This is a genomic window from Massilia sp. CF038, from assembly GCF_900129765.1.
Classification (GTDB): Bacteria; Pseudomonadota; Gammaproteobacteria; order Burkholderiales; family Burkholderiaceae_D; genus Telluria_A.
In genome coordinates, this window is the sequence record NZ_FQWU01000002.1 from 988,996 (window position 1) to 1,003,832 (window position 14,837).

The window sequence follows — 14,837 nt, forward strand, 5'->3', positions numbered from 1 at the left end:
CGGACTCGACCGCAATTCTGCAATGTTTTTTAATCGGGGTCAGACCTCAATACTGCAATGTTTTTTAATCGGGGTCAGACCTCAATACTGCAATGTTTTTTAATTGAGGTCTGACCCCGGTGTTTCTGAATGGAGTAGGATTTTTCCGGATCAGAGCTTGTCCAGCGCTTGCTTGACGTAGGCGGCCCCGTTGCTGGTCGGGGCCAGGGCCAGGAAGGTTTCGTAGGCCGCTTTGGCTTTGGCCGGTTCGCCTGCCAAGGCCTGGGCGTCGCCCAGGTTGCGGTAGGCTACCGCGCGCGAGGGGTCCATCTTGACGGTGTTCTCGAACCAGCGCGCCGCTTCCTTGTAGCGCGCCTGCTTGAAGAAGACGAAGCCAAGATTGTTGGCGGCCAGCGCAAAGTCGGGCCGCAATTTCAAGGCTTCGGTAAATTCGGTCTCGGCCTCGGCATACTGCTTTTCCTTAAACAGCTGCAAACCACGGTCGTTTGCGCGCTGCGCTTGCTGGCGCATGGATGAGGGTACCGCCTGCGGCGTCACCACGGTCTGCTCCTTGCCCTGCAAATCCTTGATCGTCACTGGCGCCGCCGCCACAGGCGCCGCCTTTTCATCTGCTTTGGCCGGCTCCGGGCGCACCGCGTCGAGCTTGACGTTCATGGCGATGGCATCATTCGACAGTTGGGCCGTCTGCACGCTCAGAAACTCGGTCTCGGCCGGCAGCTCAAACACGAAGTCGCCCCCTTCCGATCCTGGCAGGCTGCCGAAGGCCGGGGTCTGGTTTGACACGCCTGCCACCGCCGGCGCCACGTACGCGGCCAGTTCGGTGGCGGTGATCAAGCCGTCGCCATTCAGGTCGCCCTTGCCGGCCAGTCCTTGCAGCAGCGTCCAGGTGAAGATCGAGTGACCATTCGGTCCACCATCGGACACCAGCTGGTCGGCCCCGCCAGCGGTGAGCATTTGCCGCCCTACCCGCTTGGCGTTGTCGCGCAGGTAGGCGCTGGCGCCACCGCCGCGCGTCAGACCCAGGCCACTGTAGCAGGCGTCCATCACAAACAGCACGTGCTTGGCGTTCAGGCTTTCGGCGATGTTCTGGATTTCCGTCATCGGGATCGCATCGGTGGCAAATTGCTCGGGGTCGGAATCGTACGGCACGATGTAGCCCAGGTCGCGCCCCGAGCTCAAGTGGCGAGTAGCGCCATGGCCAGCAAAGAAGACGAAGATGCGGTCGTTCTTTTGCACGCCGTGGGCCAGCTGGTCGTGGAAGGCGGCCAGAATGCCGCTGCGGGTGGCAGCCGCGTTTTCCAGCGTGACCACGCGTTCCGGCGCAAAGCCGAATTTCTCGATCAAGCTGGTTCGCACGCCCTTGGCGTCGCGCACCGCATGCTGCAGCTTGGGCCACTTGGGGTACTCGTCGACCCCGATCACGATGGCCCAGGAGTTGGCATAGCCGGTGCTTGGCAAGACCTTGGCAGCCGGCTCGGCGCCTGCCTTGCCCACCTTGAAGGCGGTGCCGTCCCAGCCGGCGAACTGGTAGCCGTCGGCGATCAAGCGGTCCAGGATGGCCGGCAGTGCTTTGACGGCGCGCGCGTGGATGTCGTGGAACAGGATGATGCCGCGCCCTTCCTTGTCGACCGAACGCAGCACCCGGTCGGCAATCGACGAGGGCACCGGATCGGCCCAGTCCAGCGAGTCGATATTCCACATCACCGAGCGCAGGTGGGCGCTGGCCAGGGCGTCCAGCCCTTCGCGGTTGCGCGCGCCATACGGGAAGCGGAACAGCGGCGAACGGTCGCTGTCAACGGCCTTGAGCAAGATGTCGGTGTTGACGATTTCGGCGCGCAGCTTGTCGCCACTCTGGCGCGACAGCTGGGCGTGCGAATAACTGTGATTGGCCAGCACGTGGCCGGCCGCGCGCAGCTTGCGGCTGATGGCGGCCCCGCTGCCCAGCGTGGCTTTGCCGTCGGCCCCCACCGTGCCCAGGTTCATCCCCACATTGAAGAACACGGCCGGTACCCCGTACTGCTTGAGGATGGCGGCGATTTCTTCGCTGTAGCGCTTGTGCGGGCCATCGTCGAAGGTGAGCACCACGGTTTTGGGCGGCAGCGCCGCGCCAAAGATTTCGCCCTGTTCCGGCTTGGCCGGCGAAGGTGCAGGCGCGGCCGCCTCGCTTGCCGTTTCCGCTTCCGCTTCCGGCTCCGCCTTGCCAGGGTAAGCCAGCACCACGCCGTATTCTTTCAGGATAGCGTCGCGCGAATAAATCTTTTTCAGGTGCGCCAGATAGGCGTCCCAGCGTTCGCGTTTGAGTTCAATGCCGCGCTGCTCGTAGCGGCCGAAGATCTGGCGGATCTCCTTGTCGTAATTGCGCTCGATTTCAGTCAGCGCATCGAGGTCTTCGCTAATGCGCTTGTGGACTTTGATGGCCGGCAGCGAGGAGTCGCGCGCCACATTGGCCAGCAAGCCTTGCAGCAGTTCGCGAAACGCCAGCCGGTCGGCATCGTACAAACCGCTGTCCGATTCGATGAAGTCAAGCAGACCGTTGATGGTGTTGAAGCGGCTGGCCTGGTTCGAGCCAATCAAAGCCGCCAGCGTGCTTTCCAGCGCCGCGCTGCGTGCCTGGCTGTCATGGAACAGGGCCTGCCCAATGCGCGTGGTCTGTTCACGATGGGCTGCCGGCAGCGCGCTGTCGCCGTCCAGCAGCACGATGATCTTGCGGTAATTGGCCAGCAGTTCGCGCATGGCCACGTCGAGTGCGGCACTGCTTGACGCCGGGGTGGCGGCCACCGGGGGCGCCACTGGCGCCGGTGCGGGGGCCGTGCTGCGGCCGAAGAACATCATGCCAAGGCCAAGCGCGCCAGCCGCTGCCAGCGCGGCGCCTATCTGTACTGGGGAAAACTTCACGGGTCACAACCTGACATTACGGTAAGAAGTCTGAATTGTATTGCAACATTTGCCAGAACGAAAGGAGTATGCACGCCGGGTGGCGTCATTTCGCAAGCCGCTGTCACGAATACGCAATACCAGTGTGGCAGAGTTGGCTAAGCTCATGCCAAAACCATAACAACCTGGAGACTTTCAACGATGGATCGCCGCCGCTTCCTACGCAGTTCCCTTTACTTCACCGTCGTCTCGGCCAGCGCATCGCTGGCCGCGTGTGGCGGCAGCGACGATGGGGCAGCGCCGCCCCCGCCCGACGCCTTCTCGTTCCCCTCCGGCCTGGCCAGCGGCGACCCGAAAGACAGTAGCGTCGTGTTCTGGACGCGCTGCCTGAGCAACAAGGGCGTGGAAAACGTCCCCTTGAAGCTGGAGGTCTCGACCACCAGCAGTTTCGACGCACTGGCAGCCAGCGTGGCGCTCACCGCCACCCGCCAGTACGATTACACGGTGCGCGCCAAGGTCACCGGCCTGGCCCCCGCGACCAAGTATTTTTACCGCTTTGTCGCAGGCCAGGACAAGACGCCGGTTGGCGAAACCAAAACCGCGCCAGCGCCCACCAGCACCCCGGCCCAGTTACGCTTTGCCTGGCTTACCTGCCAGGACTGGAGCGTGAACCATTGGGCTGCCATGGAACTGATCGCGGCCGAAGATCTGGACTTGCTGGTGCACCTGGGCGACTACATCTACGAGAGCGTGGGTGCCAGCTTCCAGAACGGCCACGCCGAGCCGGATCACAAGCGCCTGACTCTGCCCAACGGCAGCGCGCGCGGCAATGCGGTCGTGGCCACCACACTGGACGACTACCGCTCGCTGTACCGCAGCTACCGCAGCGACCCGCGCCTGCGTGAACTGCACCGCAAATTCCCGATGGTGGCGATCTGGGACGACCACGAATTTTCCGACGACTGCTGGCAGGATCACCAGACCTACGACAACGCCAACACGCAGGAGACCAGCCGCCGCCGCAGCGCCACCCAGGCTTGGGCCGAGAACATGCCGATTGACTTTGGCGACCTGTCCTTCGATCTGGCCAAGCAGACCTATGACAATATCCGCATCTACCGCGATTTCCGCTTCGGCACCCTGATGCATCTGGTGATGACGGACCAGCGCCTGTACCGCGACGACCACGTGGTCGGCGAAGCGGAGCTGGCCCGCCTGCTTACCCACGATTCCGTCACCGGCGACGACAAGATCGGCGCGCGCTATTTTGTGCCGCTGCCCCTGTTAAAGCAGTTCGAAAGTCTTGACGGGGTCCTGCTGGGGCGGGCGCCGGCGATTCTGGGCACCACCCAGACCCAGTGGTGGAAAGAGACGCTTAAAGGCTCGCAAGCCAGCTGGAAGGTATGGGGCAACGAAGTCACGCTCAACCGCATGTGGATCGATTTGCGCGCCTCGGCACCGCCGCCCTACAACAACCAGTATGTGGTCAACGCGGACGCGTGGGACGGCTATCCGGCGCACCGGGCCGAACTGATGGGCTTTTTGAAGACCAACGCCATCAAGAACGTGGTGGCAATTACCGGCGACCTGCATGCCTTCCAGTGCGGCGTGATCCGCGATAATCCGGACCCGCTGGTGGGTACGCCAGTGGCGGTGGATTTTGTGGCAGCCGGCATTTCCAGCGACTCGTTCTATCAGTATCTGAAAGATGGCGCGGGCGCCACGCCACTGGCGCCGCTGGTGGCCACACCCGCCACCTTCGATGCTGTCATGCGCGGCAATAACCCGGACCTGCTGTATGCCGATCATGATGCACAGGGCTTTGCGATTGCCACCGTCACGGCAGCCTCGTTCAGCGTGGTGTTCCACAAGGTGAAGCGTCTGAATGCGGATGGCAGCAAGCCAGCCAGCCCGCTGCTGAAGAAAACGAAAATCACGCTGGCGCTGGGATCGACCACGCCGGTCATTGAAGACAATATCTAAGCGCGTAACGACGATGGGGACTACTGGTACTTCGCCAGTATCGTCCCCACTTTCCCCTCTTTGACCATTTGCGTAATGGCCAGATCCACTTCCGCCAGCGTCACCCGCCCCTTCGGCGACACCGCGCACTGCCCCATGTAATTTTTTACGACCAGCGGCGGATGCAGCGCCACTTTCAGCGCGCCGTTCTTCTGGCGCCACTCCAGAAAACTTTTCCCTGTCAGGGCGTATTCGATGCGCCCCGCCGCCAGCTTGCGCAAATTGGCGTCGGCCGTGGGACCGTCGGCACGCACAAAGCGCGCACCCAGCAAGGCTTCCATTTCGGGATGGGCGTAACCGAGCACGGTGCCGACGGGCTTGCCCGCCACGTCGTCGACGCTGCGCGGACGCGGCGCACTGCGCGCGCTGACCAGGACTTCGGCAATGGGAATGAAGGCTTGACTCCAGTGCAGGCGGCCATCGAGCCACTCGGGCACATAGCTGCACAGGACGTCGGCGCTGCCGTCTTCCAGTGCGCGCACCAGACGCTTGCGCGGCAGCGACATGAAGCGCGCGCTGCGCTGCATATGCTGCGCCAGCGCCACGCCAATATCACGGTGAATGCCGTCGACCAGGCGATAGCGCTCAAAGCGCGCCATGGGCATGTCGTTGGCGGTGTCGACCAACACCACCAGCTCGCCCGCTTGGGCAGCTGGCAGCAGCGTGATCAAACCGAGGAAGAAGAGGCGTCGCATGACGCCATATTACATGGGCGCGCCGTGTTTACGCTTTGAGCGCCACGCTGGATGGCTGGGTCAGGCGTCCGATCACCTGGTGCGCCAGACTGGCCGAGGTGGCGCGCTGGGCGGCGCCGGCGACGCTTTCGGCCTGTTCGACCGCGATGGCGGCACGGGTCGCCATCAGGGTGCGCGTGTCGGCGTCGATGCGCTGCGCTTCCAGTTCCACCAGCTGCTGCTTGGCGTTGGCCATTTCGCGCGTGGCCAGGGCGGCCTTGCGCTGCATGTCGGCCTGGGCCTGAGCACTCTCGAGCAGCTTGCGCTGCGCTTCGCGCTTGTCGATTGCTGCCTGCGCCGCCAGGTCTTGTACGGCGTGCAGCTGGCGTGCCATTTCGGCCTGCTTTTGTTCAGCATCGGCGCGCACCCGGGCCGCCTGGGCGGCGGCCTGCTCGGACGCCAGGCGAGCCACGGCAGCTTCGTTGGCGCGCTGTTCGTGCGCGGCTTTCTGGCGTTGCGCGGCCAGGGTCTGTTCCAGCAGCGCCAGCGAAGCGCGTTCGGCGTCCGCCACTTCGCGCTCGGCAGCCATGGTGTGCTCGATCACTTCGAGCTTGCGCTTCTCATTGTGCGCGCGCTCGGCCTGAACGCGGCCCAGGTCGGCGGCAATGCGCAGCTGGGCGATGCGGGCATCTGCGGCAGCGGCTTTTTCGGTCGCTTCCAGTTCGGTCTGCTCGACCAGGGCGCGGGCAGCATCGATTTCGGCGCGGTTCGCTTCGGCAGCGCGCCGTTCCGCGTCGGCCTGCTGGCGCAGCAGCGCCGCCTGAACCTTCTCATTCTCGGCCCGTTCCTGGGCAGCGGCAGCCAGTTCGCGTTCGGCTTGCAGCTTGTCTTCCAGCCGGGCCAGGGCGGCCTGTTCGGCACTGGCGCGTGCCTGTTCGGCCTGCGCCAGCTGGGCCGCCTGCTCGGCTTTTTGCTGTGCCAGGGCCGCGCTGCGGCGCTGCAGTTCAACTTGTTCAGCCACGCGTGCCACGCGGGCCTGCTCGGCATCGTTTTCGCTGGCGGCGGCTGCGGCAGCGGCGGCTGCCAGCTGGGCGCGTTCTTCGGCCAGCTGGCGCGCGCGCTGCTGTTCCTGCGCTTCCAGGGCGGCGGCGGCAGTCGCTGCCTGGTCGGCCAGCTTGCGTTCCTGCGCCTTGGCGGTGGCAATGGCTTCCGCGTCAACTTTGGCTTGCACCACGCTGCCGGCATCTTCTTCGGCCAGCGCGCGCGTCAGGGCCACTTCGCGTAACTTGCGGTCCATTTCGATGCGCGCTTCGGTTGCAGCCAGGATGCGGGTCTCGGCTTCACGCCGCGCTTCGGCGCTGGCGGCGGCCATTTGTTCCAGACGTTCGCGGTGGATGGCAGCGTCGCGCAGTTCTTTTTCCGACTGCAGGCGCAGGTGAATCGATTTGGCGGCCACGCGCTCGGACTCGGCCTGGGCCAGCGCGATGGCTTCGCGTTCCTGCTCGATGTGGGCCAGGGCGCGTGCTTCTTCCAGGGCGCGGGCTTCGGCAACGGCACGCGCAAAGGCGGCGGCCAGGGCTACCTGGTCGGCTTTTTCGCGCTGCACGGTCAGTTCCAGCGCTTCCGATTCGGCTTCGGCCAGCAATTCGGCGGTCTGGCGCGCGCCCTTGGCCTGGCGTTCACGCTCGCGCGCCAGGGTGGCCAGACGGGCGTCGGCCGAGGCGATGTACAGCACTTCTTCCTTGGCTGCGTGGACCGCGGCGACGCGCTCTACCGCTTGCAGGCGCGCTTGTTCGGTGTGCAGCAGCAGTTCATTGGCCGCGCGCGTGGCTTGTTCGGCCATGGCAGCTTCGGCTTCGATTTGTTCGGCCGCGCGGCGGCGCGCTTCTTCTTCGCTCTTGGCACGCGCTTCGGCGGCCAGCTTAATCTGGGTATCGGCTTCGACGCGGGCGCGCAGTTCCAGCGTTTCCTGGCGCACGGCTTCCAGGCGCTCCAGACTGGCCTGGGCGGCGGCGCGCAGGGTTTCCAGGCGGTCGCGGTTGGCTTCGATGGCTTCTTCCGAGGCTTGCGCATTTTGCAAGGCGGCGGCAGCGGCAGCGGCGTCCATGGCGGCGCGTTCTTCGGCCAGGCTGCGGGCACGCGCTTCGGCGTGCGCGCGGCTTTCAGCGGCGCACGAGGCTTTTGCTTCCGCTTCGACGCGGGCGATGGCTTCGTGGATGGCACGCATTTCCGACTTGGCGCGGCCAGGTGCGGCCGGTTCCGTGGCTGGCTTGACGTCGTCGTGCAGGGCGGCTTGGGATTCCATCGTCGTTCTCGCTATAGAAGGCTGCCGCGGAAAGCGGGCATAGAGAGATTATCGGGGATGGCGGGAGGCGTGAACGCGGTGAGGAGAGTGGGGAAAGTCGCCTAATTCGCGGCTTAAAAACATCGCCCTCGCGAAGGCGGGCTCGCATGCGAGCCCCCTATTCCACGCAACCGGATTCGGACAGCTGGCATGGGCCCCCGCCTTCGCGAGGGCGATGTAATTGTCAGCTTTGCCACAAGGGCGGCTCATCCATCAGCGCCACCTGCTCGCGCAGCTCCAGAATGCGGTCTTGCCAATACCGTTGTGTATTAAACCACGGGAACGCCGCCGGAAATGCCGGGTCGTCCCAGCGGCTGGCCAGCCAGGCCGCGTAATGAATCAGGCGCAGTGTGCGCAGCGCTTCAATCAGGTGCAGCTGGCGCGTGTCAAAGTCGCAAAAGTCCTCGTACCCGGCCAGCACATCGCCCAGCTGGCGCACCATGTCGCTGCGCTCGCCCGAGAGCAGCATCCACAAATCCTGTACCGCCGGACCCGTGCGGCTGTCGTCGAAGTCGACGAAATGGGGGCCGTCCGGTGTCCACAGCACATTGCCACCATGGCAATCGCCGTGCAGGCGGATCAGGGGCACCTGCCCTGCCCGCTCGTAGCAGCGCCGCACCCCGTCCAGGGCCTGGTCAATCACGCTGCGCCAGGGCGCCAGCAAGTCGGGCGGCAGAAAATCGTTGGCAAGCAGATAATCGCGCGACGCTGTGCCGAAGCTGGCAATGTCCAGCGCCGGGCGCTCGGCGTACGGCGCCAGCGCGCCGACTGCGTGAATACGGCCAATGAAGCGCCCCATCCATTCCAGAACGCCGGGAGCGTCGAGCTCGGGCGCGCGCCCGCCACGCCGTTCAAACACGGCAAAACGGAAACCCTGGAACGTGTGCAAGGTGGTCCCGCCAATGGTCATGGCCGGCACCACCGGAATTTCCTGGGCCACCAGTTCGGCTACAAACGCATGCTCTTCCAGAATGGCGGCGTCCGACCAGCGCTCGGGGCGGTAGAACTTGACCACCAGCGCCGGTCCCTCTTCCATGCCGGCCTGGTAGACCCGGTTTTCGTAGCTGTTCAAGGCCAGCAGGCGGCCGTCGGCACGCTGGCCGACACTGTCGAGAGCGTCGAGCACCCAGTCAGGGCTGAGGGTGGCAAAGGGATGGGGCGCGGGGGTGTCCATGGGCGCCATTGTACGGCGCGGGCGCCGGAATAAATAGGCTGTTCCGCCTGCGAAGCGTTAAACTAGCGGCTTCAACTCTCCTTTAAAGCCACGCCATGCAACTCGACCAGCCTTTGTCAGAAAAAGAATTTAACGAACTCGACCAGTTTTTGCTCTCGGACCGCAGCTCCGACGACGCCATGACCATGGACACCCTGCACGGCTACCTGACCGCCATTGCCATTGGCCCGGAAACGATCATGCCGGCCGAGTGGCTGCTCAAGGTGTGGGGCGAGGATGCCTCGGCCATTCCAAAATGGAAGAACGCCAAGGAAGAAGAAAAGATCGTCAACCTGATCATGCGCTTCATGAATGAAGTGCTGGTCACGTTTGAAGTGGCGCCCAAAGAATTCGAACCGCTGTTCTGCGAAGCCGAGCACGAAGGCGAAAACCTGATCGATGCCGAAGCCTGGTGCTGGGGCTTCTGGGAAGGCATGGAACTGCGCCCTGGTTCCTGGGACCCGATCTGGGAATCGGACCTGGCGCCGCTGATGCGCCCGATCTACCTGCTGGGCGCCGACGAGATCGAAGAAGCTGAACTGGCCGAAGTCGACACCCCTGTCAAAGGCCACAAGCTGGCACTGGAAATCGAAGCCAACCTGCCTGCCATCCAGCGTTTCTGGGTGCCACTGCGCAAGGCGCCGGTGCAAACAGTCAAACGCGACGAACCGAAAGTTGGCCGCAATGAGGACTGCCCTTGCGGCAGCGGCAAAAAATTCAAGAAGTGCTGCGGCGCCGACAGCGCCGAGTAAATTCTACGCAGCGGCCGGTTCGGCCAGGCGCGCCTGCACCAGGGCCGCCAGCAGGTCGGACTGGCTGATGATGCCGGCAAAACGCTGCTCGGCATCAAGCACGGGAATGTGGTGCAGGCCGCTGTTGGCCATCAGGGTCACCAGTTCCACGATAGGCGTGTCGACCGTGGCCGTCACCACCGGCGCGGTCATGATCTGGCCCACCACTTCCGGCTTTTCCGAATGGGTGCGCCCGCTCTTTCTGATCAAGGCCCGGAAGCGCGCGCCCAGCGTGCGGAAGTCGTCCAGGTCGCTGTGCCGCAGAAAATCACTTTGCGCCACCATCCCGATCACCCGCCGCGCCCGGTTCAGCACCGGCATCGCATGCAGGCGGTGGTAGCGCATGCTGCGCCAGGCTTCGCCCAGTTCGGTGGCAAATTCGGCCGTCACCCCATCTTTTGACATCACCGCGCCGCAGGTAATCACGCCAAAACGCCGTTCGTAGGCTTGCGCCTCGGTGGCCAGAATAATGTCTTCCAGGTCGTCGCGGCTCACGTCCAGCACCTGGTTATAGCGGCGCAGCACGGCATCCAGATCTTCCCGCTGAAAACCCAGACGGGCCGTGGGCACGGTGTCGGCCGTCAGGTGCGGATTGGCCAGCGCCGAGCGCTGGTTGTGCGGATAGCGGCGCCCCGACAAATTGTTGAACACTAGTGCCGCACCCACCATCAAGGCGGAATTGAGCGCCACTGGCGCCAGTGCAAAGCGAAAGCCCAGCGCGTGCACGGCCGGGCCGGCCAGCACGGCCGTCAAAGCGACTGCCCCGCCCGGTGGATGCAGGCAGCGCAGCGCGAACATGGCGGCAATGGCGCAGCCGCCAGCAAGCGGTGCAGCCAGGGCTGGATCGGACACCCACGCCGCGCACGCCACGCCGACCAGCGCTGACACCGTATTGCCGCCAATGACGGCCCATGGCTGGGCCAGCGGACTGGCGGGCAGGCAGAACAGCAGCACCGACGAGGCCCCCATCGGCGCAATCAGCCACGCGCCGGACGGACCGAACATGTGCAGGCAAAGCCAGGCAGTAAAACCGAGCCCGGCCATTGCACCGAGACTGGCGCGCAGCTGCTCGCGCCGGCTGGTCGTACTTACGGCAGGCAATAAGGCGCTGTACCAGGGAGATGGAGTGTCGGACATAAAAGATGGGAAATTGCTGCAAATCAAATGCAACATTTTGCCACAGCAATTGCTTCTACGCTAAGCGGGTCGGACGGCTGACTTGACGTTTTACAAACAGCAGCCGGCGTGCCCCGTCTAGCATGGACTATCCCAGTTCACCACCAGGGGTTGCCATGGTCCGCTCAATGCTTGTTGCCCTGCTGCTCTGCAGCGCCAGCCACGCTGGTGCTGCCAGTCTGTATTCCGATTTGTATGGTTCCCGCTGCAAGACCCTGGACGCCGGCCACGGCGGCACACGCACGCGTCGCTGCGATGGCGTGGCCGGCTACCGCCTGCTGGTGCATGAGGCTGAAGCAACCACCTCGGTCGATGTGGTCAGCCCGCGCGGCGAGGTATGGCCGCTGGACTATTGGGACGTGGTCACGCCCGGGCTGGCCCGGGTAGGCCGCAAGGCCGAGTGGCGCATGCAGCGGCGCGGCGCGCAACTGGTGCCTACCGCCCTGCTGGTGCGGCTCGATACCGCCAGCGCGCCTGGCAGCGGACCGCGCATGGCTTCGGGGGCGATCCTGACGGCGGCGCGCATCGCCCCCGATGGCGCCTGCGTGGTCTACAGTGGCAGCGCGACGCCGGCCACCGCCAGCGCCGCCGCCAATCGCGCGCTGGAAAAGCGGCGCAACTGCCTTGGTGTACTGCGCGCGGATTAGCGCACACAGCCCATCAATTACTGCCCGCGCGGCCCCTTGTCGGCACCTTGATGGTCCTTGATCCCATCGTTTTTGTGCCGACCCGCAACTTCTTCATCTTCGGCGCGCTGGCGGTTGTTTTGCGCATCTTGCTGGCCTGCTGCTGGTCGCGTTGCAGTTGTTCGCGTGGATCCTGGGTAGGCTTGGTCATCTTGTTCTCCTGTTGATTCAAAGAAGCTTCACAGTACGCTTTACCTCGCTCCTGTTCTGTTCGGCATGCCACATTCGGTGGCGATCTCTGCAGGCGTGACAGCACCGCCTCAAAGGGAAGCGCGTTGAGTCGGGCGCTGCGGGCCCGCTGCAACAGCGCATCCATTGCGTCGAAAGTCTGGTCCGCCAGGGCCCAGCCCAGCGGAGTATCGTTGGGCGTGTGCATGCCGAACCAGACGAAGCCTTGGGCGTCGGCCGCCGCCATGTCGCGCCGCTGCGCCGTAACGGCAAAGGTGGCGCGTGCCTCGCGTGTATTGAACAGGCCCAGGGGCGGCGCCAGCAGTTCGGACAAAAACGTGATGTCCAGGCGGGCTCTGGCCGGATCCTGGCGTCCGGACGGCGCCAGCGCGCCCGGCGAGTTGCTGATCACCAGAACGGATGGCTCGATCACATAACCGCGCGCTTCCCAGGCCTGCAAGGCTGGGCGCATGGCAAACAGCAGATCGCGCACACTTTCCACGCCCGAGTTTTCAAAGTAGCCGCCGTCGATCACCCTGCCCCAGGCATGGCGCGCCGCCGTCGTGCTGCACGCCTGCAGATGGCCCGGCGTGCCGCAGCCGGCCACCGTGCCGGCCGGGCTGATGTAACTGAAGCGCGCGCTGTTATGCATCGCCGTGGCCAGGCTCATGGCACCCAGATCAAGCACGGGATCGAACGCGTCGTAGGCATCCGGGAAACGACCATCGATCGCCAGATCGCTGGCGATGACGCGGTTGCCGCCGTTGACAAGGGTGGCATTGAGCAGCAGCGACGGCACCTCAAGCGCGCGGTCATTCGTCCACAGGGCGTGAAACCGCTGCGCAAAGCGCGTGCTGGCGGTCGCATCATGCCAGCCGTCCTGCAAACCGGCTTCCATGGCACGCGCGCGGTCGGCGGCGGCCACCGGCAGTGGCAGGAAACGCTGCAGCATGTCCGGGTAGAGCAGATAACCCACCGCAGGCGACAGGTAGTCGCGCCGCAGTACTGCGCTGATGCATTGCTGATAGCGGCGCGCCGGATTGCGCCGCGCGCAGGGTGCGCGTGCGAGAGCGCCACTACGCTCATCGGCCACCAGGGCCGCAAAGGTGCCCGCTGCCAGGCTGCCACCAGACACGCCGCTCAGTGCGAACAAGTGGCGCCCAAAGCGGCCTGCACTGTCGTCCTGCAGGCGCGCCAGGACAATGCCGCCCCAATAGGCGGCGCGGATGCCGCCCCCTTCGGCCGCGACCAGAAACAGCGGAAACGGCTGGCCAGGCCGCAGTTCGCCGCGCGCAACGCGCGCCGCCAGCCAGGCGTGGAGATGGACTTCGATATCGCGCCGCGTGGGAATAGCAGTATCCTGCGGCGTGACTGCCCCGCCGATCCGTGGCCAGCGCTGGTCGCCTACCAATGCCACCGCATGGTTATCATTCCACAAACTGCAGACGACCAGCAGCAACAGGGGCGCGGCAGCCATGGATGGGAGCCGAGCCTGGCGAAAAAAGTAGGTGAGCACCAGGTCGCCGAACAGGATCCAGCTGGCCAGCGCAAAGCACAGCAGCACAGGTGCAGTGACGACAGACGTCACTTCCAGCGGCCAGATCCAAATGGCAAACAGCAAGGTGAACGAAGCGCCGATGGCGCACAGCACTGTCAACAGCGTGCCCTGCTGCAGGGCGATGAAGCGCAGACCCAGCCCGCGCCCCGGCTCCCAGCCCACAAAGCGGGACGCAAACCAGACCCGCCTGCGTACCATGAACACGCCAATGGCCGTGGCGGCGGCAGTACACCCGATGCCGAGCACCGGGTAGCCGATGCGGAAAAACTGGACCGCCAGCACAGCACCTGGCAAGATCCCCAGCGCACGGGGCAGCCACAGGCGCATGCCATTGACGAAATCGGTATCGCGCTGGTCGATGAGCGCGTCACCGGCGAATACGCGGCCCAGCGTCAGGCGCGCGCTGTACCACGCCGCCATCGACCAGGCCGCAACGGAACACAGAAATAGGGGGAAATTCCAGCCAGGCTGGCTGACCAGGCGCAGGCATTCGGCGCCTTGCGGCACGAACACCAGGCCGGCCACGCCGAGCAGCGTCAACGTGACGCTGTAAAAACAGCGCCACAGCAGCGAACCAACTTCCTTAACGCGCTCGCCCAAATCTCGCAACAGGTCCAGCATGGCGAATCTCGCAAATAAAGTACGAGGTTGCCGCTTGAGCCTGCTACAGAGCTTGAGCTAGATCAAAGAAGACGACTGCTTTACAGCTTGATGAAATGCTCGCGGTAGTAGCGCAGTTCTTCGATCGATTCAATGATGTCGGCCAGCGCCGTATGCTTCTGGTGCTTCTTGAAGCCGCCCACGATTTCGGGCTTCCAGCGCTTGCACAGTTCCTTGAGCGTGGACACGTCCAGATTGCGGTAGTGGAAGAACGCTTCCAGCTTCGGCATGCCGCGCGCCATGAAGCGGCGATCCTGGCAAATGCTGTTGCCGCACATGGGCGACTTGCCGGCCGGGACGTACTGCTTGAGGAAAGCGATCAGTTCCAGCGACGCTTGCTCTTCGGTCACGGTGGACGCCTTGACGCGGTCGATCAGGCCGGAGCGGCCATGCGTGCCCTTGTTCCAGGCATCCATCTTGTCCAGCGTTTCATCGGACTGGTGAATGGCAAACACGGGGCCCTCGGCAATAATATTGAGGTGCATGTCGGTCACCACCGCCGCCACTTCGATGATGCGGTCGGTGTCGGGCTCCAGGCCCGTCATTTCCATGTCCAACCAGATCAGGTTGAACTCGTTTGGGCGCTGTGGGGCGGCCGGTGCGGCTAAATCAGTGGCATGTGACATAATTCTCTCTTGGCCTAAACAATCCTGCATTTTCTCACAGGCACA

Annotated in this window: 10 protein-coding genes; 3 read left to right on the plus strand and 7 right to left on the minus strand. The window is 64.4% G+C overall.

Annotation, left to right across the window (positions count from 1 at the left end):
* Positions 1 to 150 precede the first annotated feature (150 nt).
* Positions 151 to 2,895 carry a polysaccharide deacetylase family protein gene (locus BUC24_RS14855; protein WP_073217631.1) on the minus strand — a complete coding sequence of 915 codons (2,745 nt, stop codon included), beginning with the start codon at positions 2,893 to 2,895 and terminating at the stop codon, positions 151 to 153.
* A gap of 180 nt (positions 2,896 to 3,075) precedes the next feature.
* Here BUC24_RS14855 and BUC24_RS14860 point away from each other — a divergent pair, with 180 nt between their 5' ends.
* A complete protein-coding gene (locus tag BUC24_RS14860) occupies positions 3,076 to 4,857 on the plus strand; it encodes an alkaline phosphatase D family protein (protein WP_073217635.1) in 1,782 nt (593 codons plus the stop codon).
* Positions 4,858 to 4,877: 20 nt separating this feature from the next.
* On the opposite strand, the gene BUC24_RS14865 is transcribed toward BUC24_RS14860, so the two are convergent.
* The 3 genes from BUC24_RS14865 to BUC24_RS14875 all read right to left on the minus strand — a co-directional run bounded on the left by BUC24_RS14865 (position 4,878) and on the right by BUC24_RS14875 (position 9,088).
* Positions 4,878 to 5,591, minus strand: a complete 714-nt coding sequence (locus BUC24_RS14865) for a substrate-binding periplasmic protein (protein ID WP_073217638.1) — start codon at positions 5,589 to 5,591, stop codon at positions 4,878 to 4,880.
* Positions 5,592 to 5,619: 28 nt separating this feature from the next.
* Positions 5,620 to 7,875, minus strand: a complete 2,256-nt coding sequence (locus BUC24_RS14870) for a coiled-coil domain-containing protein (RefSeq protein WP_073217642.1) — start codon at positions 7,873 to 7,875, stop codon at positions 5,620 to 5,622.
* Between the two features lie 223 nt (positions 7,876 to 8,098).
* Positions 8,099 to 9,088, minus strand: a complete 990-nt coding sequence (locus tag BUC24_RS14875) for a serine/threonine protein kinase (RefSeq protein ID WP_073220152.1) — start codon at positions 9,086 to 9,088, stop codon at positions 8,099 to 8,101.
* Positions 9,089 to 9,183: 95 nt separating this feature from the next.
* Here BUC24_RS14875 and BUC24_RS14880 point away from each other — a divergent pair, with 95 nt between their 5' ends.
* Positions 9,184 to 9,879 carry a UPF0149 family protein gene (locus BUC24_RS14880; protein ID WP_073217645.1) on the plus strand — a complete coding sequence of 232 codons (696 nt, stop codon included), beginning with the start codon at positions 9,184 to 9,186 and terminating at the stop codon, positions 9,877 to 9,879.
* 3 nt (positions 9,880 to 9,882) lie between these two features.
* On the opposite strand, the gene BUC24_RS14885 is transcribed toward BUC24_RS14880, so the two are convergent.
* Complete coding sequence (locus BUC24_RS14885) at positions 9,883 to 11,055, minus strand: HPP family protein (RefSeq protein WP_073217648.1); 1,173 nt, start codon at positions 11,053 to 11,055, stop codon at positions 9,883 to 9,885.
* A 155-nt stretch (positions 11,056 to 11,210) separates the two neighbouring features.
* Here BUC24_RS14885 and BUC24_RS14890 point away from each other — a divergent pair, with 155 nt between their 5' ends.
* Positions 11,211 to 11,741: a hypothetical protein gene (locus tag BUC24_RS14890; RefSeq protein ID WP_143167532.1), complete on the plus strand. Its 531-nt coding sequence runs from the start codon at positions 11,211 to 11,213 to the stop codon at positions 11,739 to 11,741.
* Positions 11,742 to 11,754: 13 nt separating this feature from the next.
* On the opposite strand, the gene BUC24_RS14895 is transcribed toward BUC24_RS14890, so the two are convergent.
* Together BUC24_RS14895 and orn are read right to left on the minus strand one after the other, a co-directional pair.
* Positions 11,755 to 14,127, minus strand: coding sequence for a hypothetical protein (locus BUC24_RS14895; protein WP_073217654.1), 2,373 nt, complete (start codon positions 14,125 to 14,127; stop codon positions 11,755 to 11,757).
* Between the two features lie 80 nt (positions 14,128 to 14,207).
* On the minus strand, positions 14,208 to 14,792 hold the full coding sequence (orn, locus tag BUC24_RS14900) for an oligoribonuclease (RefSeq protein ID WP_073217657.1): 585 nt from the start codon (positions 14,790 to 14,792) through the stop codon (positions 14,208 to 14,210).
* Positions 14,793 to 14,837 lie beyond the last annotated feature (45 nt).

Excerpts from the sequence above, each read along its gene's own strand:
- BUC24_RS14860 (WP_073217635.1), top strand. The coding sequence starts at position 3,076 with ATGGATCGCCGCCGCTTCCTACGCAGTTCCCTTTACTTCACCGTCGTC.
- BUC24_RS14865 (WP_073217638.1), bottom strand. The coding sequence starts at position 5,591 with ATGCGACGCCTCTTCTTCCTCGGTTTGATCACGCTGCTGCCAGCTGCC.
- BUC24_RS14870 (WP_073217642.1), bottom strand. The coding sequence starts at position 7,875 with ATGGAATCCCAAGCCGCCCTGCACGACGACGTCAAGCCAGCCACGGAA.
- BUC24_RS14875 (WP_073220152.1), bottom strand. The coding sequence starts at position 9,088 with ATGGACACCCCCGCGCCCCATCCCTTTGCCACCCTCAGCCCTGACTGG.
- BUC24_RS14880 (WP_073217645.1), top strand. The coding sequence starts at position 9,184 with ATGCAACTCGACCAGCCTTTGTCAGAAAAAGAATTTAACGAACTCGAC.
- BUC24_RS14885 (WP_073217648.1), bottom strand. The coding sequence starts at position 11,055 with ATGTCCGACACTCCATCTCCCTGGTACAGCGCCTTATTGCCTGCCGTA.
- BUC24_RS14890 (WP_143167532.1), top strand. The coding sequence starts at position 11,211 with ATGGTCCGCTCAATGCTTGTTGCCCTGCTGCTCTGCAGCGCCAGCCAC.
- BUC24_RS14895 (WP_073217654.1), bottom strand. The coding sequence starts at position 14,127 with ATGCTGGACCTGTTGCGAGATTTGGGCGAGCGCGTTAAGGAAGTTGGT.
- orn (WP_073217657.1), bottom strand. The coding sequence starts at position 14,792 with ATGTCACATGCCACTGATTTAGCCGCACCGGCCGCCCCACAGCGCCCA.